8 protein-coding genes are annotated in these 22,440 nt (G+C 64.0%); 5 read left to right on the top strand and 3 right to left on the bottom strand.

The window, feature by feature from the left end; genetic code table 11:
- Positions 1-297: 297 nt before the first annotated feature.
- From gspE to KUA23_RS18165, 4 genes are all read left to right on the top strand, one after another.
- The gene (gene gspE, locus KUA23_RS18180; RefSeq protein ID WP_078049044.1) at positions 298-1,716 is read left to right on the top strand and encodes a type II secretion system ATPase GspE; all 1,419 of its coding nucleotides are present in this window, start codon (positions 298-300) and stop codon (positions 1,714-1,716) included.
- Positions 1,716-2,927 (top strand): type II secretion system inner membrane protein GspF, encoded by a 1,212-nt coding sequence (gspF, locus tag KUA23_RS18175; protein ID WP_078049043.1) that lies wholly within the window; start codon positions 1,716-1,718, stop codon positions 2,925-2,927. Before gspE ends, gspF begins: the two co-directional genes overlap by 1 nt.
- 446 nt (positions 2,928-3,373) lie before the next feature.
- Positions 3,374-4,576, top strand: coding sequence for a substrate-binding domain-containing protein (locus KUA23_RS18170; RefSeq protein WP_252992563.1), 1,203 nt, complete (start codon positions 3,374-3,376; stop codon positions 4,574-4,576).
- Positions 4,577-4,761: 185 nt separating this feature from the next.
- Entirely contained in the window at positions 4,762-16,806 is a 12,045-nt protein-coding gene (locus KUA23_RS18165; protein WP_346356346.1) for a filamentous haemagglutinin family protein, read from the top strand.
- A 196-nt stretch (positions 16,807-17,002) separates the two neighbouring features.
- Here KUA23_RS18165 and KUA23_RS18160 read toward each other — a convergent pair whose 3' ends face one another.
- On the bottom strand, positions 17,003-17,944 hold the full coding sequence (locus KUA23_RS18160) for a SphA family protein (protein WP_252992562.1): 942 nt from the start codon (positions 17,942-17,944) through the stop codon (positions 17,003-17,005).
- Between the two features lie 203 nt (positions 17,945-18,147).
- On the opposite strand from KUA23_RS18160, the gene KUA23_RS18155 reads away from it, so the two are divergent.
- Positions 18,148-19,176, top strand: coding sequence for an AraC family transcriptional regulator (locus KUA23_RS18155; protein WP_252992561.1), 1,029 nt, complete (start codon positions 18,148-18,150; stop codon positions 19,174-19,176).
- A gap of 248 nt (positions 19,177-19,424) precedes the next feature.
- Here the strand turns inward: KUA23_RS18155 and nuoN are convergent, their stop codons facing one another.
- Positions 19,425-20,888 (bottom strand): NADH-quinone oxidoreductase subunit NuoN, encoded by a 1,464-nt coding sequence (gene nuoN, locus KUA23_RS18150; RefSeq protein ID WP_028616809.1) that lies wholly within the window; start codon positions 20,886-20,888, stop codon positions 19,425-19,427.
- A gap of 7 nt (positions 20,889-20,895) precedes the next feature.
- On the bottom strand, positions 20,896-22,428 hold the full coding sequence (nuoM, locus tag KUA23_RS18145; RefSeq protein ID WP_252992560.1) for an NADH-quinone oxidoreductase subunit M: 1,533 nt from the start codon (positions 22,426-22,428) through the stop codon (positions 20,896-20,898).
- Positions 22,429-22,440 lie beyond the last annotated feature (12 nt).

Raw genomic sequence — 22,440 nt, 5'->3', positions numbered from 1 at the left:
TGATTTTGATCTTAGGCGCCCCGTCAAACACGCTGGCCGGAATTCGGCAGGGATTTGGGGGGTAAACCGGCAGGGATGCCGGTTTAGCCGCCCCGCGCCATGGATGGCGCGTGGCGGCGGCCCCCCAAATCACTGTCGGATTACGGGCACACCGAGCCCAGGCGAGGTGCCGAGTGTTGGGGCAAGAGCGTTTTGCTTACTTTTGCGCTTTTCAAAAGTGAGCCGCTGTAAGAGCGGAACCAATAGCCGCCGTTACCCAAAAAACGGATATGTACACCTAAAAGCGGGTCCAACCCAATGAGCCTATTGCCGTACGCCTGGGCCAAATCCCAACGCATCCTCCTGCGCCCCACCGAAGCAGGCCACCTGCTAACCGTGTGCCCCTCAACCCCCGGCTGGTCCATCAGCGAAGTCCACCGCCAATTCGGCCAAACCCACCTCGAACAGGTCCGCGACGACGAACTCGACGGCCTGCTCACCAGCGCCTACGCCGACACCGGCAGCGCCGCCGCCGTAGTGGGCGCCGCCGAAAACGAAGTCGACCTCGACCGCCTCATGCAAGACATGCCCGAAGTCACCGACCTGCTCGACACCCAGGACGGCGCCCCGGTGATCCGCATGATCAACGCCTTGCTCACCCAGGCCGCCCGCGATGAAGCCAGTGACATCCACATCGAACCCTACGAAACCCACTCCGTCGTGCGCTACCGCGTCGACGGCACCCTGCGGGACGTGGTGTCGCCACGCAAGGCGTTGCATGGCGCACTGGTGTCGCGGATCAAGATCATGGCCCAACTCGATATCGCCGAAAAACGCCTGCCCCAGGACGGTCGCATCGCACTGCGCGTGGCCGGTCGTCCCATCGATATTCGGGTGTCCACCGTGCCCACCGGCCATGGTGAAAGAGTCGTCATGCGCCTGCTGGACAAACAAGCCGGGCGCCTGCAATTGGAGACCCTGGGCATGGAGCCGCAGTTGCTGGCGCGCCTGGACACGTTGATCCGCCAACCCCACGGCATCGTGCTGGTCACCGGGCCCACCGGCAGTGGCAAGACCACCAGCCTGTACGCCGCCTTGGCGCGGCTGGATGCGAGCACCAGCAATATCCTCACCGTCGAGGACCCGGTGGAATACGACCTGCCGGGCATCAGCCAGATCCAGGTCAACGCCAAGATCGACATGACGTTCGGCCTGGCGCTGCGTGCGATTCTGCGCCAGGACCCGGACATCATCATGATCGGTGAGATCCGCGACCTGGAGACCGCACAAATCGCCGTGCAGGCTTCGCTCACCGGGCACTTGGTGCTTGCGACCTTGCACACCAATGACGCGGTGTCGGCGGTCAACCGGCTGATCGACATGGGCGTCGAACCGTTTCTGTTGGCGTCGTCCTTGCTGGGTGTGTTGGCCCAGCGCCTGGTGCGCCGCCTGTGCCCGCACTGCAAGCAGGAGGACCCGGCGGCGCCCGGCACGTGGCGTCCGGTGGGGTGCGCGCAGTGCAACCAGATGGGCTACAGCGGCCGTACCGGGATCCATGAGTTGTTTTGCGTCGATGATGACGTGCGCAGCCTCATCCACCAGGGCGCCAACGAGCAGGACCTGCGCCTGGCCGCCCGGCGTGCCGGGATGTTCAGCATGCGTGAAGACGGCGAGCGCTGGGTGCGCAGCGGCGCCACCGCGCCCGAAGAAATCCTGCGCGTGACACGGGACGCCTGATGAATCGCTATCGCTATGAGGCCGCCGATGCCAGCGGCAAGGTTGAGGCCGGGCACGTGGAGGCCGACAGCCAGAGCGCGGCATTTGCCAGCCTGCGCAGCCGAGGCCTGACGGCGTTGCTGGTGCAAATTGAAGGCAATCAGCAAGCGGCCTCCGGCAGCAGCCTGTTCACCGCCAAGCTGTCGGACAACGACCTGGCCTGGGCCACGCGGCAACTGGCAAGCCTGCTGGGTGCGAGCCTGCCATTGGAAGCCGCCTTGAGCGCCACAGTGGAGCAGGCCGAGAAAAAGCATATCGCCCAGACCCTGGCCGCCGTGCGCGCCGATGTGCGCGGAGGCATGCGTTTGGCGGATGCGTTGGCAGCGCGGCCACGGGACTTTCCGTCGATCTACCGCGCGTTGATTGCGGCCGGGGAGGAGTCGGGTGATCTGGCCCAGGTCATGGAGCGGCTGGCCGACTACATCGAGGAGCGCAACAACCTGCGGGGCAAGATCCTCACCGCGTTCATCTACCCCGGCGTGGTGGGGCTGGTGTCCATCGGCATTGTGATTTTCTTGCTGAGCTACGTGGTGCCCCAGGTGGTCAGCGCGTTCTCCCAGGCGCGCCAGGATTTGCCGGGGCTGACCCTGGCAATGCTGAACGCCAGTGACTTTATCCGCGCCTGGGGTTGGCTGTGTTTTGCCGGGATCGTTGGCGGTTTCTGGAGTTGGCGCCTGTATTTGCGCAACCCGGTGGCGCGCTTGAATTGGCACAGCCGTGTATTGGGCCTGCCCCTGATCGGGCGTTTTGTATTGGGCCTGAACACCGCGCGCTTTGCCTCGACCCTGGCGATTCTCGGCGGTGCCGGCGTGCCGCTGTTGCGCGCCCTGGAAGCGGCGCGGCAAACCCTGTCCAACGACCGCCTGAGCCAATGCGTCAACGACGCCACCGCCAAAGTGCGCGAAGGCGTCAACCTCGCCCCGGCGCTGGCGGTGGAAAAAGTCTTCCCGCCGGTGCTGATCCACCTGATCGCCAGCGGCGAAAAAACCGGCTCGCTCCCGCCGATGCTGGAGCGCGCGGCGCAAACGCTGTCGCGGGATATCGAACGCCGCGCCATGGGCATGACCGCGTTGCTGGAGCCGTTGATGATCGTGGTGATGGGCGCCGTGGTGCTGGTAATCGTCATGGCGGTGCTGTTGCCGATCATCGAGATCAACCAACTGGTCACCTGAATACTCCCTTTCACCCCAAGAGCTGGTTTGCCAGCGATAGCGATAGGTCAGCCGACACAGATAGCACTGACCCACCGCTATCGCTGGCAAGCCGGCTCCTGCAAATCGATATTTTTTCGGCAGTGTTTTGTGCGTGGCCCCGAACCTCGGGTTCCTCATTCCGTCACATCCCGACGTCCCACGGCGCTTGCAGCCCATTGCGCTGAAACCTCGCTGTCACCTGTGCCCAAACCGCTCAAAACGATGACCAAAACACCCGAGAATCTTTTTAAAAATCAAGGTGTTCCTCCCGAGGTTTTTTCCTACAACCGTCATCGGAAACTGCGAATTTCACTCCCATGGTTTTCACCCCCGGCCACCCCCGGAAGACGGCTTGGGACCGAAGCCATGGCGTCATGCAAGAGCCATCTACCCCAACGTACAAACACGACGAAAGGAGATTCTTCATGTTTAAGCGCAACGTTCTCGCGGTATCCATGACCCTCGCTGCCCTGTGCTCGGCACAGGCTGCAATGGCTGACATCAACGGCGGCGGTGCAACCCTGCCACAACCGCTGTACCAGACTGCCGGCGTACTCACTGCCGGCTTCGCCCCTTACATCGGCGTGGGCAGCGGCAACGGCAAAGCGGCTTTCCTGACCAACGACTACACCAAGTTCGTGGCCGGCGTGACCAACAAGAACGTGCACTGGGCAGGCAGCGATTCCAAGCTGACCTCGGCTGAGCTGTCGACCTACGCTTCCACCAAACAAGCTGCCTGGGGCAAGCTGATCCAGGTGCCATCGGTTGCCACCTCGGTTGCCATCCCGTTCAACAAAAGCGGTACTGCAGCGGTTGACCTGAGCGTCAAAGAGCTGTGCGGTGTGTTCTCCGGCCGTATCACTAACTGGTCGGGCATCTCCGGCTCTGGCCGTACCGGCCCGATCACCGTGGTTTATCGCAGCGAAAGCAGCGGCACTACCGAGCTGTTCACCCGCTTCCTGAATGCCAAGTGCACCACTGAGCCTGGCACCTTCGCTGTCACCACAACCTTCGCCAACAGCTACAGCCTGGGCCTGACGCCGTTGGTTGGCGCCGTTGCCGCCACTGGCAGCCAAGGTGTGATGACCGCCCTGAACGCCGCTCAAGGCCGCATCACCTACATGAGCCCTGACTACGCCGCGACCACCCTGGAAGGTCTGGACGACGCCACCAAAGTCGCTCGCGTCGGTAAAGACGTGGCCAACGGCATCGAAGGTGTATCGCCAGCGCCAGGCAACGTGTCGGATGCCATCGCACTGGTTCCAGCCCCTAACGATCCTAGCGCTCCACTGGACATCACCCAACCGGACAACTGGGTGCCAGTGTTCGGTAAAGACGGTGTGGCCGGCGTTCAGCCTTACCCGACTTCGGGCTACCCGATCCTTGGTTTCACCAACCTGATCTTCAACCAGTGCTACGCCAACGCTGGCCAGACTACCCAGGTGCGTGACTTCTTCACCAAGCACTTCGGCGAAACCGCCAACAACGACGACGCCATTTCGGCCAACCGTTTCGTACCGCTGCCCGCTAACTGGAAAGCAGCCATCACCGACACGTTCGTAACGTCCACCAGCGCCCTGAGCATTGGCAAGACCAACGTCTGCAACGGCATCGGTCGTCCGCTGTAACCCAGGCTACCCAAGACCCGCACCACCTGATCAGCAACGGCCTGTGCCGTTGCTGATTTTTTTGCGTTACCAGCCGCATGTGAACTTTCCATGACAGAAGTTCAGTCGCGCCCCTTGCCAACCGCCTAACCCTCATACGTGAGCTTGTCTTGCCCCTGGGCTAACACCAAGAAGGAAGATTCCAGATGGTCCGCTGCAAATCACCGGTTAACCTCAAAGCCCCAGAGACAATCCTGCGCCTCAAACCACTGGCCCAGGCCATTGCGTTGTTGATGGTGGCGGGGAATGCCCAGGCGGCCACGGCGTTCAGTTCCGGCTGGTTTGCCGACAAGGGCGCGTCCCAGGCGGCCACGGCGGCGCGCACCGGTGCAGGCCAGGTGCCGGGGATTCCTTCGTTGAACCAACAGGCGCGCGTCAAGCAGCAGTTGTCGCGCTCCATCAGCACCTTGAACACCAGTGTCGCGGCGATTGCGGCCCAGCAGGCGGCGCAAGCAGCGGGGCGCCAGGCGGCGTTCGGCCAGGTCTCGAACGTTCCCGATGGCATGGGCAAGGGCGGCCTGCAGGTCGATAACAGCCTCACCCAGGGCTGGACCAACGCCAAGGGCCCGACCCAGAGCCAGTCCGGCGGCAAGACCACGGTGACCATCGAGCAGACCGCCGACAAGGCGATCCTCAACTGGGAGACCTTCAACGTCGGGCGCAACACCACCGTGGATTTCCAGCAGCAGTCCAGCTGGGCGGTGCTTAACCGCGTCAACGATCCGAATGCGCGGCCCAGCGAGATCCAGGGCCAGATCAACGGCGCCGGTACGGTGATGATCATGAACCGCAACGGCGTGGTGTTCAGCGGCACCAGCCAGGTGAATGTGCGTAACCTGGTGGCCGCAGCGGCGAACATCACCGACGAGCAGTTCACCCAGCGCGGTATCTACGTCGACGCCAACGGCACCCAGCCGACCTTTACCGATGCCGCCGGCAAGGTGCAGGTACAGCGTGGCGCCGTGATCCAGACCCACAACCCGGCCACGTCCACCGATGCCGGCGGTTACGCCTTGCTGTTGGGCGCCGAAGTGGACAACGCCGGCACCCTCATTACCGCCAAGGGCCAGACGACCTTGGCGGCGGGTGACAGCTTCTACATCCGCAAGGGCGTCGGCACCACCGGCAACGACCGCTCCACCACGCGCGGCAATGAAGTGGCGACCAGCCTCAACACCGGCAGCAGTGCCGGCAAGGTCACCAACAGCGGCCTGATCATGGCCTCCACCGGCGACATCACTCTGACCGGTCACCAAGTGCAGCAAAACGGCGTAGCCCTGGCCAGCACGTCGGTGGACACGCGCGGCACCCTTCATTTGCTCAACGCTGCCACCGACACCACCGGCAGCGTGACCCTGGGCGAGGGCAGCACCACCGCGATCCTGCTGGACGCCAGTGGCAGCACCGCCCTCAACGGCCAGAAAGACAACGGCCTGATCAAGCTCGATGGCACGCCGGCCAACCTGATCACCGGCCCGTTCAACAACCTCAGCACCGTGGCCGACCGTACCGACCAGTCGCGGATCGAGATCGTCAGCGGCGGCACCGTGGACTTCCAGAAAGGCTCGATCACCCTGGCCACCGGCGGCCAGGTGGCGGTCAGCGCGACGGGGCGCAGCCTGGTGCGCGATGGCGCGATGATCGACGTGTCAGGCGCGGTCGGCGTCAAGGTGTCGATGGAATCCAACAACATCAAGATCAACGTGCAGGGCAACGAGCAGCGCGATGCGCCGGTCAACCGGGACGGCGGGCAACTGATCAACAACGATGTGTGGGTAGACCTGCGCGAGCTGGTGTTTGTACCGGCGGGCACCAACGGCTATGCGACGGATCGCTGGTACACCGCCGGCGGCTTGCTGGAAGTTGGCGGTTACCTCGGCACCCAGGGGCACACGGTCGGTGAATGGATGGCCCAGGGCGGCACCGTGACCTTTACCGGCAACGATGTGGTGACCCAGAAGGGCGCGCAGATCAACCTGTCCGGCGGTACCGTGGACGTGCAAGCCGGCTACATCCAGCAAACCTGGCTCAAGGGTCCCAATGGCCGCTTGTATGAACTCTCCAAGGCGCCGGGCGACATCCTCTATTCGGGGTTCTACAAAGGCTATGAAGACAACAGCGCGCGCTGGGGCCAGACCGAGTACTACTACAACCCGCTGATTGCACCGCAGCGCCGGTATGAGGCCGGTTACACCGTGGGCCGCGATGCCGGCAAACTGGTAATCGGCACCACCAGCGCGGTGCTGGAAGGCCAGTTGATCAGCGATGTATTCCAGGGCGATCGCCAGACCCAGGCGCCAAGTATCAACCTCGACGGTTACCAGCAATCCAAGAAGGCCATGGCCCAGCGGGCGCAATTGATCATTGGTCAGTACATTCCGATCTACAACAAGACCACCGGCACCCTGCGCTACGCCCTGAGTGGCGCCACCGACCAAGTGCTGATCGACAGCAACACGCAGAACATTGCCGATGGCCTGGACCTCACCACAGCACTGCCGGCGGATCGCCAAGGCAAGATGGTGCTCGACAGTGACCCCCTCAATGGCTACCAACTGGGCGCGATCAAGGTGGGCGCCACACAGCAGATCACCGTCAATGGCGCGCTCAAGGTGGCGGACGGCGGTGATATCACCCTGTTCGGGCCTGGGGTCACTCTCAATGCGAACCTGACGGCCCACGGCGGCAGTATCAACGCCGGCAACCTGCTCAGCCAGGTCAACCCGCTTAAAGCCGGGGCCGTTGAGGATGCAATTGCAGCGGGGGCGGGCACGGTCAACGTCGCCAGCGGCGTCAAGCTGGATGCCAGCGGGCGTTGGAACAACCTGCCACTGAACCCTTCCGACACCAGCGGCCTGGCCTATGTCAACGGCGGCAAGGTATCGCTGCGCGGTACCGGCAATGTGAGCCTGGCGCAGGGCAGTGTGGTGGATGCATCTTCTGGGGCCACCCTCGGCGTGGACGGCAAGCTCGTCGGCGGCAAGGGCGGCGACGTGACCCTGGGGGCGCTCGGTGCGTTGGCGCTGGACGGTGAGATTCGTGGCTATGGCGTCACGGGCGGCGGCACCCTGGCATTGCAGGCGCGCAAGGTGCAGATCGGCGACAGCGGCACGGCGCCCACCGCCGATACCCTGAAACTGGCAGGGGATTTTTTCAACAAGGGCTTCTCGGCGTACGACATCAGCGGCAACGAAGGGCTGCTGGTCACGGATGGCACCCAGGTGGATGTCACCACGCCCGTCTACCGATTGGGCGAGCAGACGTCGGCCACGCCAACGGGCAGCGACCCGGCGACGGCCCTGGAGCGCTGGACCCCGGCGCTTTACCAGGAAGACGCTGCCAAGGGTGTGCTGACCCAGCGCCGTGGCGCCAGCCTGGCGCTGACTGCCGGCCATCGCGATTCGACGGCCGCCGAACTGGCCACCACGGCCCTGACAGTGGGCAAGGGCGCCGTGATCAACGTCGACCCCGGCCAGGGCATCAACCTGCGCAGCGTCGGCCAATTGACCCTGAACGGCACCCTCAATGCCTGGGGGGGCAGCGTCAGCCTTGGCGGCTTGACGGTCCAGGCGTCCGAGGCGGTCAACGCCATTGGCCATGGCCGCTCGATCTGGGTGGGCGAGAACGCGCTGATCGACGTCGCATCGCGGGCGGTCACGGCGGTGAACAATCGTGGCGGTGTCTACGGCCAGGTGCGTAACGGCGGCAAGATCAGCATCGGTGGCGACATCGACCTGGCGACCGGCATTGCCAAGGCCAGCGACCTGTTTGTAGTGGTGCGCGACGGCGCGCGCCTGGACGCGTCCGGTACCCAGGCGGCGTTGGATGTGCCAGGCCAGGGCCGGGTACAGGTGGCAAGCAATGGCGGCAGCATCAGTTTTGCCTCCAATAACGGCCTGTACCTGGATGGCAGCTTTGTCGCCCGCGCCGGTGGCGCCGGTGCGGCGGGCGGTAGTTTGTCCCTGGCCCTGGAAAGCCCGTACTACGCCAAGAACGCAGTCACCGACCGCGTGCTCAAGCTGCGCGAACTGGTGCTGAGCCAGACCCACCAGGGCAGTGCATCGCCGGACACCGCCGACGCGGCGGCCGCCGACCTGGAATATGGTCATGGTCGCCTTGGCGTCGACCAGGTCAACGCGGGCGGGTTCGATAACCTCGCCGTGTTGAGCAACGGCCTGTTGGGTTTTGACGGTGACGTGTCACTGCACCTGGGCCAAAGCCTGCGCCTGTACAGCGGCGCCATGGGCCTCACGGAACAGGCGGCGGACAATTCCCGTATCAACCTGTCGGCGCCGTACCTGCTGTTGGCGGGCATCCTTGAACCGCTGGAGGCCAAGGACCAGTACCTGCACCCGGTATTGACCACCGGCATGTCGCAACGCGCCAGCCAGGCGCTGTTTGCCGCCAGCGGTAACCTGATCGATGTGCGCGGCAACGTGCTGTTCGGCAACAACAGCAACCTGCCGCTGAGCGACACCAGCCTGGTGAATGTCGACCGTCGTGGTTTCGATGATGTGCAACTGACCAGCCAGGGCGACCTGCGCTTCCTGGCCGGCGCCGGGGCGGACGTGATCGCCGAAGGCATCAGCACCCAACTGATGACGCGCGGTGACATGACCCTGCGCGCGGCGCAGCTGTACCCGGCTACCGAAGTCGGGGCACGGGTGCTGGCAGGCTTCCTGGATAATCAAGACGTCGACACCGGCTTCACCTACGACCCGACGCGCACCCTGACCATTGCTCGCACCGGTAACAGCAATGCGGCCATGCCGTACTCGGTGTTTGGCCGCCTTCAATTAGGCGGCCCCACCATCAAGCAGGGCGGTGTGGTCCGCGCACCGCTGGGGCTGATTGAAATCGGCAGGCTGGGTTCCACCCGCGTGGAATTGCTGCCCGGCAGCCTCACCTCGGTGAGCGGCAAGGGCCTGGTGCTGCCGTACGGCGGGACCGTGGACGGCCAGATCTACAAATACAACGGCAAGACCGTGACGTTCATTGGCCAGGGCGGTGCGAACAACGCCGGCAACCTGTTGGTTGGCGTGACGTTGGGCGGGCAGTCCGTGGCGGTGCTGCCGGACGCGACCCTGGATCTGTCGGGCGGTGGGGAATTGCTGGGGGCCGGCTTTATTTCCGGGCGCGGCGGTTCCACGGATGCGCGTTACAACCCATTGGTGCAATTCGGTGCGAACGGCGGTTTTGTCCTGCCGGGGCTGGGTACCAACCCGGTCTACGCAATTGTGCCGGGCGTGCAACCGGGCTATGCCCCGGTGGCGCCGGAGGGGGGCGCGGTCGACCCGCTGATCGGCCAGCAAATCACCATCGGCGCCGGTGTGCCGGGGCTGGCGGCAGGCACCTATACCCTGATGCCCTCCACGTATGCCCTGACGCCGGGGGCGTTCCGGGTGGAAATCAACGGGCTCGCCGCAGGGGCAAGCGACGGTTCGGCGCAGGCGATGCGCAATGGCTCCTGGTCCACGGCGGGGCGGTTGTCGATTGCCAACACAGGTATCGCCAACAGCCTCAACAGCCAAGTGATCCTGACCTCCGCCGATACGTTGCGCCGTTACTCGCAGTACAACGAGACCGGCTACGCGCAATTTGCTGTAGCGGATGCCGCCCGGCTCGGCGTACCTCGGGCATTGCTGCCGGTGGACGCCAAGACCTTGCAATTGGTGCTGCGTTCGGGCGCGGGTGAGGACGCCTTCTCGTTCCAGGGCATCGGGCGCTTTGAGGCGGCTGCCGGCGGTTACGGCGGCAGCGTTTCCGTGAGGAACTCAAGCAGCGTCGACACCGACATTGAAATCGTCGGGGCAGGGCGCGGTGTCACCGGTGGTTTCAATGGTGTCACCCTGAATGCGGACAGCCTCAATGCGCTGGGCGCTTCGCGCTTGCTGGTCGGTGGGATGACGGTGGTCAACTATGGCCAGGGCGGTAACTACATCAACCTGGCGGCTGGCACCACGGGTGCGCTGATTCTTCGCGATGGCGCAACCCTGGCGGCGCCGGAAGTGTTCCTGGTTGCTTCCACCGGCAGTATCGTGGTGGAGCAAGGCGCTTCGATCAACACCATCGGGCGCGGCAAGGTCGGTTATGACGCACGTGACGGTTTTGTCTACAACATGGCCAACGTGTTGGCGGTGTCCAACGGCCTGCTCAACGTCGTCGCCGCCAAGCAATCGGAAGTGGGCCAAGGCATCCAGATAGGTGTGTGCAACAGCGCGCCGTGCAGTGGGCCAACAGCCTTGTATTCGGAAGGCACCATCGCCGTCTTGACCGACAGCACCCTGCAAATGGGCGACCAGGTGCGCTACGGCACCCGCCATCTCAACCTGGGTCTGAGCAGCATCAACGTCGGCAGCCCCGAGGCGCTCGCTGCCGCCGCCGCGGCCAACCGTCTGCCTGCGGGCCTGACCCTGACTCAAGCCGTACTCGACCGCCTGCTGCGCGGCGACACTCAATTCGGCGCTCCTGGCCTGGAAACCCTGCAATTGTCGGCGCGGGACAGCTTCAACTTCTACGGCACCACCACCCTGGACACTTATGACGTGGTGACCGGCAAGTCCCTGCTCAATAACCTGATGCTCTCCACGCCAGCCGTCTACGGCGCTGGCGGTGCCAATGACGTGGCGACCATTCATACCGCCAACCTGATCTGGCAGGGCGCCGAAGCAGCGCCTGGCACCGTGGTGGCGGGGGGGGCGGGCACCGGTAGCGGGCGCCTGGATATCAACGCCGAGCGCATTGAATTCGGGTATGGCGAGTTCGCCCAGGCGAGCACCACCGCCAGCCTCAACCGCTTGGCCCTGGGGTTTGCCAACGTCAACCTGAAGGCCAGCGACCGCATCACCGCGAACCATAAGGGCAGCCTTTCGGTGTACCAGAGCCAGGGCGCCTACGACGCCATCAAGGGCTTTGCCTACAGTGGCGGGAACCTGAGTATCCTGACGCCGCTGATGACCGGCGCAGCGGGTTCGGTGAATAAAATCACCGCCGGGAGCGCCATCGATATCAGCGCGTCGGGCGGCCCGGTGGGCAAGGTCGACGGCCTTGGCGGCGAGTTGTCGCTGCAGGGCGACAGCCTGCGCTTGGCGAGTGCGGTGGTCCTGCCCAGCGGCAAGGTCACCCTCGGTGCCCGTGGTGATGTGGTGTTGACCGACGCCGCGTTGGTTGATGTGTCCGGCCACGCGATCGCGTTCAACGACCTGACCCAATACAGCGCAGGCGGTGAGGTGCTGCTGGAAAGTCGCGAAGGGGATGTGCGGCAGAGTGCGGGCTCCACCATCGACCTGTCGGCACAGTACAACCAGGCCGGCAAACTGCGCGCCGTCGCGGTGGGCGGTGCGGCGGGTAGCGTCGACCTGGCGGGCAAGGTCCTTGCCGGCAGCAGCGGAGACTACGACGCCGGTGGCACGCGGGTGCCGTACCTGGCCGGTGCGGTGGAAATACAGGCCCAGCACCTGGGCGGCAGCGGTAGCCTCAGCGACCAGTTCGCGGCGCTCAACCAGCGCCTCAACCAGGGGCAGGTCTTTGGTGCGCGCAGCTTCCAGCTCAAGCAGGGCGACCTGATCATCGGCAGCGACGTCAAGGCCAACACCGTCAACGTCTCGGTCGACAACGGCAGTCTGCGCGTGACGGGCCGGGTGGATGCCAGCGGCGAGCGCGTCGGCAGCATCAACCTGGCAGGCAAGAACGGCCTGACCCTGGACGGCAGCGCCGTACTCGACGCCCACGGCACGCAGTTGCGCGTGGACAGCTACGGCAAGATCATCGACTCGCCCAACCGCGCTATCGTGATGCTCGGGTCCGGCACCGGCCAACTGACCCTGGCCGATGGCGTGCACATCGACCTGCGCCATGGCACCGACGCCACCGGCAACGATGGGCGCAACCGTGGCACGCTGGAGCTGAATGCGCCGCGACTGGGCAGCAATGACATTGCCATCGACGCCAGTGGGCGCCTGACAATCGAGGGCGCGCGCTCCATCGCCCTTAACGGCATGGTCACGTATGACGATGCCCCGGCCAAGACCGATGCGACAGCCAGTGGCAGGCCGTACCAGGAAATCACCCAGGCCTACCTGGATCAGAAACACGCGCTGAGCACGGCGTTCATCAATGCGGCACTGCTCAACAATGACCTGGTGCAAAACAAATTGGCCGGCCTGAACAACGCCACCTACGGCGACACGTTCCACCTGCGTCCGGGCGTCGAGATCATCAGCAAAACCCCTGACGGCGACCTGGTCGTCCAGGGTGATCTGGACCTGTCCGGCTATCGCTACGCCAGTCTCAAGTCGCCGACTCACGCAGTGACCGAAGCCGGCAGCCTGACCCTGCGCGCCGGTGGCGACCTGAACATCTACGGCAGTATCAACGACGGCTTCGCCGCGCCCGCGGCCTCCAATGATGACAATGGCTGGGTACTGCGCGCCGGTATCGATTTCACCGGCGGTACCGTGGTGGTGCCAGGCAACGGCGTGACGCTGGCGGACGGCACGACATTCCCCGCTGGCGTGACGCTGAATTTCGACGTGACGATCAAGGCTCGCAGCTTGCCTGCCGGTACTCGGTTACCGACGGCGGTGACCCTCAATGCGGCGTTGACACTGCCTGCCGGCACGGTCTTGGCGGGTGCGGTACGTGATGCCGCAGGCAACGTAATACACCCGGCCGGCACACGCCTGACCGAACCTCTGGACTTGGCGAACGGCAGCATCCTGGACGCGGGCAACGTGCTGGTGAGTCTCACCAGTGTGCGGATCATGACCTGGCCTGCGGGCGTGCCATTGCCCGGCAAGCTGGGCACTACTGGCACGGTCATTCTCAGTGGCACCAAACTGCTGCCCCGTGGCGCGTTGTTGCCGGTGGGCACCAACGTCAAGTTGCCGGGCAACGCCACTTCGGTGCGATTGCGCGTGCCGGGGGCGAATGGGCAAGGCAAGTCGTGGGCGGCGGCGCCGATGCTGCCCGACGGTTCCCAAGCCTGGTCGATGCGCCTGCTGGCGGGTGCCGACACCCGGGCGGCCGACAGCCGTGCGCTGCAGTCGCAACCGCAGGCCGGTAATCTGCGCCTGGCCGACAGCCATTACGGCGTCTACGGCCCGAGCAAGATCGTTGGCGGCAGCACGCGCTTCAGCGTGATCCGTACCGGCGCGGCGGACTTGGAACTGCTGGCCGCAGGCAACTTGAGCATGGAGTCGCTGTTCGGTGTCTACACCGCCGGCACTTCTGCCGCCGCTACACCGGGTAGCCCTACCGGCGCCTGGTACCCAGAGAACGGCGGCAATTTGCTGGTGAAGGCGGGTGGCAATCTCACCGGCAACGTCACCAGCAAGGCGGGGAGCGGTGCCGGGCGCCCGGTAACCTTGGACATTGGCCAGGATTCGACCAACGTCGGCAATTGGCTGTGGCGCCAGGGCAACGGCTTGAGCGGCAGCCAGGCACAAGGCACTGCCTGGTGGATCAACTTCGGCTCATTCGCGCCTGTACCAGGCGCCGCCGACCAGATGGTGGGCTTTACCGGGTTCGGAACATTGGGCGGTGGCAACCTGAATGTCGACGTCGGGGGGGACGCGGGCATTATCGCGCCGCTGGCTGCCGGCTACGTGGCACGCAATGTCAGCCCCCGCAGCACAGGCTTGGTGCTGGCGGTCGGCAGCACCGGCCGGGTCGCGGCGGATGGCAGCCTGCAACTTACCGGCGGCGGCGATATGAACGTTCGGGTCGGTGGGGCGGTAAACCCTGGCAGCCAGATCGTTCTGGGGCAGCTTAACGGTGCGGTGGTGGACCTGCGCGGGCACGTTCAACTGACCGGCGGCAGCCTCGGTAGCCTGGCGTTGCGTTACGGCTCGCGAGCGGTGGATCACAGCCCCAGCGAGGTCCGCGCCTATGATGCGATGCGCTCGACGTCTGCGAGCGCGGCGGGTGGTTGGAGCCTGTTGCCGGGCGACGCGACTTTCAGCGTCTCCACCCGTGGAGACCTGGTGCTGCAGGAAGTGGCCGACCCTGGTCGCGCACCGCAGATGAACCTGTGGGCCTACCAGAAAGACGGGGTCACGGGTGTCGGGCAGACCTGGTTCAGCCTGTGGACCGATCGCACGGCCATCGACCTCTTTTCAGCCGGTGGCAACCTCACGCCGTTGACCCAGGCGGTGGAAACCGACATGGCGGCGGTCTATCCCGCGACTTTGCGTGCCGTGACCGCCAGCGGCAGCTTGTATTACGGCAGTGCCTCCACCAACAACCCGGAGACGCCGCAGCCACTCAAGTCGATGGTCTTGGCGCCATCGGCCAAGGGGCAACTGCAATTGCTGGCGGCGGACTCGATCTACGGCGGCGACCTGATCATCAGCCGCTCCAGCGCAGCGCCGGACAGCCTGGCGACTGTCTTCAAGCCAGCCGTCCAAGGGTTTATCGGTGGGGTTCGGGTGGAGGGCAGCGGCACTGTTTCTGCCGATGGCAACCTGGCCCGCCTGGGCAATGCCCTCCCGTTGTTTGCTTTTGGTCCCAACACCGCCAGCACGGCGTGGGGCAATAGCCTGGAACCCGCACGCTTCTATGCCCTGACGGGCGATCTGCTGGGGGTCAGCAGTGGGCGCACTATCACCTTGACCGGCGCCGATGACCCACGTCTGGGCCAGACCTACTACGAAGGCGCGGGCGCGGTGTGGATGCGTGCGGGCCGAGACATCGTCAGCAGTGGTACAGGCTTGAGCGGTGCCAGCGGCGGTGACTTCGCGACGGGGCAATACACCCTCGCCGGCAACCTGTTCGTGCACAACGGCGCCACCGATGTCTCCATCGTCAGTGCCGGTCGCGACATCCTCTACAGCAGCTTCAACGTCGCCGGTCCCGGCAACCTGGAAGTCACCGCCGGCCACAATATCCTGATGGACGACAGGGTCGGCATTACCAGCCTGGGTGCCGTGGCGGCGGGCGACACGCGCCCCGGCGCCAGTATTGTGATGCAAGCCGGCGTCGGCCCCAATGGCCCGGATTACCTGCGTTTTGTCCAGGCCTACCTCAACCCGGTCAACCTGGCGCAACCCGGCGAGTCGATCCAGGGCGGCAAGGTCGCCAAGACCTACGAAAACGAGCTGGTCGGCTGGCTCGCCGAGCGCTTCGGTTTCATCGGCAGCCCCGAGCAGGCCCGCACCTACTACGCGGCGTTGCCCGCCGAGCAACAACGGGTGTTCGCCCGTGACGTGTACTTCGCCGAGCTCAAGGCCGCTGGCCGCGAGTACAACAGGGACGGCGGCGTGCGTGAGGGCAGTTATGTGCGGGGGCGTGCGGCCATCGCGGCGCTGTTCCCGGACAAGGACGTGGCCGGCAACCCGATCACCTACAAAGGCGATATCACCCTGTTCGGCGGCGCCGGGGTGCACACCAACTTCGGTGGCTCGATCCAGATGCTCACCCCAGGCGGCAGCCAGACCTTCGGTATCGAAGGCGCGGCGCCACCGTCGACGGCGGGCGTGATCACCCAGGGCGCGGGGGATATCCAACTGTATTCCCTGGGCAGCATTTTGCTCGGCCAGAGCCGCATCATGACCACCTTTGGCGGCTCGATCATGGGCTGGACCAGCGAAGGCGACATCAACGCCGGCCGTGGCTCCAAGACCACCGTGGTGTACACGCCGCCCAAGCGTGTCTATGACAACTGGGGCAACGTCGGCCTGTCGCCGTCGGTGCCAAGCACTGGCGCGGGGATCGCCACGCTCAACCCGATCCCGGAAGTGCCGGCCGGGGACATCGATCTCATCGCGCCGCTAGGTACCATCGACGCGGGCGAGGCGGGCATTCGTGTGTCGGGCAACGTCAACATCGCAGCCTTGCGCGTGGTGAACGCAGCGAACATCCAGACCCAGGGCAAGTCGTCCGGGGTGCCGGTCTCCGCCACCGTCAACACCGGCGCCATGAGTTCGGCCAGCGCGGCCGGGGCGGCGGCGTCCCAGGCGGCGGAAGACGCAGCGCGCAGTCAGCAGGCGGCGGCCAAGCAAGGTCGGCCTTCGATCATGACGGTCGAGGTGTTGAGCCTGGGCAGCGAGCCATTGCCACGGGAGCCGGAACCGGCGCAGAAAACCTCTGGCTACAACCCTGACAGCCCGGTGCAAGTGCTGGGCGCGGGGCCGCTGAGCGAGCAGGCGCGGGCGCGGTTGACGGAGGAGGAGCGTAAGCAGATCAGCTTGTAAGGCTTGGGAAAGGACCTCTCGATGTACCGTTCGGGGCGATCAATGATCGCCCCTTTTTTTGGGGCATTGCTCGATCCGATGTGAGAGCTGGCTTGCCGGCATTCCCGCTCTTTTCCATCGTGACCCGCTGTAAATGCGGAACCCATACCAGCCGTTACCGAAGAAACGGATATGTACACCAACAGAACCCCAAACCTCACAAAGCAAAAGGAATCGTCAACTTAGCCCACAACATATTCCCCTCCGGCCGATTCTCCACATCAAACTCCTTGGCCCACCGCACCTCCGCACTCGCGTACTTCAAAAAGGTGAAATACACCGCCGGTCCAATCGCAAACACCTGCCCCCGCACACCATCATTCACCTCTTCACCCAAGATATTCACCACCGTATGCCCGTACTGCTTATCGTCGGTCGTCTGCTTGAGGTAATAGCCATTCACACCCAGGCTCAGGTTATCGGTGACCTTGTAGCTGGCCGAATAATCGAAGTGAAAAATCTGCCCGGACCGGTAGTCGGTATCGTGGTTTTCCTTGTTGAAACTGTAAGTGGTCTTGATCGACAACTCAGTACGCGCAGTAGGCATCCAGGTCGCCGACACCAACGGCTTGTAGGTGTAGAAATTGTTGCTGGTATTGGCCAGCCGCGAAGCGTCGTACTCGCCGGTGGGCAGGGTGATTTCCACTGCGGCGCCCAACGTCAGGCTGGGTCCCAGGTCCCACAGGATGATCGGCGCCACCGTGGTGTCGCCCATGCTTTCTCGCGTGTCGGACATTCCGAACAGCGCCACCTGCTGCTTGAGGTACGGCTGCGCGACATAGCCACCTAGGCGCCCGCCGAAAATACGCACGGGGCTCAGGTAGTCCAGGCGCGGGATGATCGCGTCCGACTTGATGCGCACCTCGGAGACCTTGCCGCCCAGGGAGCTGATGTCCAACTTCCTGGCCTCGTAGTGGTTGTAGTAGAGGTTGAAGGCGAACATATGGTCCGGCAGGTTGTTCACATCCAGGGGCAGGATGTAGAACCCATCGGTGCCGGGACCGATGTTGTCGACGCCGCCTTCGGTGGCCAGGGTGGGCAGGCTGATCAGGCTCAACAGGGCGAATTGCAGCGGGTGAAGCGCACGGGTGGGGTTCATGTCTGGCCTCATTATTATTGTTAGGGCACCGCAGGCCATAGAAATAAGCCCTGTACGCCCCGCAGGGCAGGGTTTTGGCGGCCAGATAGGGGGACTTTGCCGGACAGGTTTCACTCAGGGTGCAGCGAATCTTGCAAGCGCCTATGATTGTCAGAATGTTTCTAAAACAAGAACTGAAGTACTCAGTCGGGAACCCGTGATCCATGCAAAGGAAAGCCGTAGACCCGCAATTCGAGCTGGCGCTTGTGTCGCCGTTCCTGTTGCAGACCCTCGGGCAGGTGGTGGCGCAAAAGGGCGCCAGTGCCGACGCCCTGCGCCGTGGCCTGGGGTTTACCCTGGGCGACCTGGACGACCCGGCCCAACGCATCTCCTATCGCCAGGCTGTGGCGATGATCCAGCGTGCGCTCAAGGTTCTGCCTGATCAGGGACTGGGCCTGTGGGTGGGCAACCAGAATGTGCTCGGCACCCTGGGGTTGCTCGGTCATGTGATTTCCCTGTGCAAGACCTTGCGCGATGCCTTCGCGATCGGCGAGCGCCACCAGCACACCTCGGGCGGCATCGCCACCACCCGCACCCTTGAGGGCGCCGATGAGGTGTTTGTCGACGTCGAGTGCCTGTTGCCCTATGCCGAGGTGCAGGTGTTTGCCGCAGAAGAATTCTTCGCCAGCCTCATGGTGTATGGCCGTACGCTGGTGGGGCCGGCATTCATGCCGCTGCGCATGGAGTTCGTGCATGCGCCACCGCCTTATGCCGCCGAGTACCGGCGCCTGTTTGGTGACGACGTGCGCTTTGGCTGCCTGCACAACCGCATGGTGCTGGCGCCGCACTGGATGGATGCGCGCTTGCCCAACCATCACGCCCTCGCATTGCGCCAGGCCTTGGAATTGCTGGAGCTGGAAAGCGCCCAGCTGCACCAGAAGATGGACCTTATCCAGGCGGTCGAACGCGCGATTTCCCGCGACCTGCAGGGCAGTCAACTGGAGAAGGTCGCCAGCGACTTGAACATGAGTGGCCGCACCCTGCGCCGGCGCTTGACCGAGCATGGCCTGACCTTCGAAGCCTTGCTGGAGCAAGTGCGACGCGCGCGGACCATGGGCCTGCTGGGCAACCCGGGGTTGTCTATCGAACGGATCACGGAAGAGGTGGGTTACAGCGATGTGCGCAGTTTTCGGCGGGCGTTCAAACGGTGGACGGGGGTGAGCCCCAGCGCATTTCGCGGGGGGGCGTTATAGGCCGACACTGTGGTGAGCGGGCTTGCCCCGCGCTGGGCTGCGAAGCAGCCCCAGTAAGATCACAGGGTACGTTGAGGTATAACGCTATAGCCGGTTTTTGGGGCCGCTCCGCGCCCCAGCGCGGGGCAAGCCCGCTCACCACAGAACCCCGCTCACCACGAGGCATGTCCTCTGGACATGTATTCAGTCCCAGAAACGCAAAACGGCGCCCGAAGGCGCCGTTCTGTTTACCGCATCCCGCTAAGCGATCAAACGCCCAGCACCGCGTGCTGCACCAGGGTGAGCAACGGTTGTGGGTACACGCCCAGGAAGAACGCGAGCAGGGCGATGGCCAGCAGCATCACGCCGCCTGCCTTCTGTTCCCAGTGCAGCTCGGCATCCACGCGGCGCAGGTTTGGCTCGATCAGGTACAGGGTGACCATCACGCGCAGGTAGTAGAACACGCCGATAGCGCTGCCCAACACCAGGGACGCCACCAACCACCACTCGTGCGCTTCGACGCCGGTGGCGACGATGTAGAACTTGCCGATAAAGCCGGCAGTCAGCGGGATACCGGCCAGGGACAGCATCATCACGGTCAGTACGGCGGTCAGGTACGGACGGCGCCAGAACAGGCCACGGTATTCGTACAGGGCGTCGGCGTCACGGCCTTTGAACGGCGATGACATCAGCGTGATCACGCCGAACGCGCCGAGGCTGGTGATCACGTAGGTGACCAGGTACACGCCCATGGCTTCCACGGCCAGGCCTTTGCTCGCCACCAGGGCTATCAGCAGGTAGCCGAAGTGAGCGATGGACGAGTAACCCAGCAGACGCTTGAGGTTGTTCTGGGTCAGGGCCAGCAGGTTACCGAACAGGATCGACGCGATGGCGATCACGGTCAGTACGGTGCTCAGCACACCGGTGTTGGCGGCAGGGGAGATCTGGAACAGACGCACCATTACCGCGAACACTGCCACTTTCGACGCGGTGGCCAGGAACGCAGCCACTGGCGCCGGGGCGCCTTCGTACACGTCCGGGGTCCACAGGTGGAAGGGCACCAGCGACAGCTTGAACGCCAGGCCGATCAGCATCATGGCCAGGCCCAGTTGGGCGATTGGCGCAGGCATGTTGGTGGTGGCCAGGGCGTGACCGATACCGGTGAAGCTCAGGCTGCCGGCTTCGGCGTAGAGCAGGGCCATACCGAACAACAGGAACGCGGAACCGGCGGCCGACAGCACCATGTACTTGATGCCGGCTTCCAGGGAGCGCTTGTTGAAGAAGGCGTAGGCCACTAAGCCGTAGGTCGGGATCGACAGCAGTTCCAGGCCGATGAACAGGCCCGCCAGGTGCTGTGCGCTGACCAGCACGATGCCACCGGCCGCGGCCAGCAGGATCAGCAGGTACAGCTCTTCCTTGTTGCCTGGGTAACCGGTGCCGCCTTCGCCCATATAGGCGTGGGCGAGGGTGACGCAGGCCAGGGTCGCGACCAGGATCAGCGCGATATACAGCAACGCGAAGTCATCCACCATCATCAATGGCGTGACCGCCAGTGGCGCGACCTTGAGGGCCGGGATGATCGACAGCAGGGCCAGGTTCAGACCGGCACAGGACAGCAGGAACGTTTGCGAGTGATTGCGGCGCCAGGCGATTGCCAGCATCACCACCACGATGGTGAGGCTGGTAATCAGCAGCGGCGCAAGCGCGATAAAGTGTTGGATCGTGAATTCCATAGCGCTCTTACCGGGCCGAAGCGAGTTGAGAGAAGGCGGTGCCGAACCACTGCTGCACGCCATGCATCGTCGCGGCAGAAGTGTCCAGGAACGGTTGCGGGTACACGCCGATGTAGATCAGCAGCACCGCAAGGCCGAGCACCATGATCAGTTCGCGAGCATCCATCCCTTGCAGGACGGTGTCGGACTTGGCCGGGCCGAAGTAGGCGCGGTGGATCATGATCAGCGAGTAAACCGAACCAAACACCAGGCCGGAGGTAGCAATCGCACTGATCCACGGTGTTTGCACGAATGCACCCATCAGGATCAAGAACTCGCCGATGAAGTTGCCGGTGCCTGGCAAGCCCAGGGACGCGGCGGCGAAGAACAGGCTGATCGCCGGCAGGTACGCGATGCGCGACCACACGCCACCCATTTCACGCATGTCACGGGTGTGCAGGCGCTCGTACAACTGGCCACTCAGGATAAAGAGGGCAGCGGCCGAGACACCGTGGGCCAGCATCTGGATGACTGCACCCTGCAACGCCAGTTGGCTGCCGGAGTAGATGCCGATCAGTACGAAACCCATGTGGGAAACGGACGAGAAGGCAATCAGACGCTTGATATCGGTTTGCGCGAACGCCAGGAACGCACCGTAGAAGATCCCGATCAGACCCAGGGTCATGGCGATCGGCGCGAACTCCGCCGAGGCATTCGGGAACAGCGGCAGGGCGAAACGCAGCAGGCCGTAGGCCGCAGTCTTCAACAGGATACCGGCCAGGTCCACAGAACCTGCGGTCGGCGCCTGGGCGTGAGCGTCAGGCAGCCAGGAGTGGAACGGCACCACCGGCAGCTTCACCGCGAAGGCGATGAAGAAGCCCAGCATCAGCACGTACTCGGTGGTCAGCGACATCTTGGTCTTCAACAGGTCGGCGTAGTTGAAGGTAATCACGCCGGTGTTGTTGAAGTTGACCAGTACCAGGCCCAGGATCGCCACCAACATGATCAGGCCGGAAGCCTGGGTGAAGATGAAGAACTTGGTCGCCGCGTAGATCCGGGTTTTCTTGCCGTCCGAAGAACTGTGACCCCAGAGCGCGATGAGGAAGTACATCGGCACCAGCATCATTTCCCAGAAGAAGAAGAACATGAACAGGTCGAGGGCGAGGAACACGCCGACGACACCGCCCAGGATCCACATCAGGTTCAGGTGGAAGAAGCCCACGTGACGCTGGATCTCTTTCCAGGAGCAGAGTACCGAAAGGATACCCAGCAGGCCGGTCAGCAGGATCATCAACAGCGACAGGCCGTCCAGGGCCAGGTGCACGTTGATGCCGAAGCGTTGGATCCACACGTGCTTGAATTCAAGCGCGAAGGTCGGATCGACACCCGGTGCCGGAGCAAATGAATAGTCGCCACGGGCCCACAGCCAGAGGCCGAGTGCGAGTTCCAGGGACATGGTCAGCAACGCAATCCAGCGGGGGAGGGTGGCGCCGAAGCGTTCACCCATCCAGCAGAGCAGGCCGCCGATAAAGGGGATCAGGATTAGCCAGGGCAGAATCATGACGGGCTCGTT

It is taken from the genome of Pseudomonas pergaminensis, assembly GCF_024112395.2.
GTDB lineage: Bacteria > Pseudomonadota > Gammaproteobacteria > Pseudomonadales > Pseudomonadaceae > Aquipseudomonas > Aquipseudomonas pergaminensis.
Note: the sequence above shows the minus strand (reverse complement) of the source record. Positions and strands in the feature narration are given on the sequence as shown.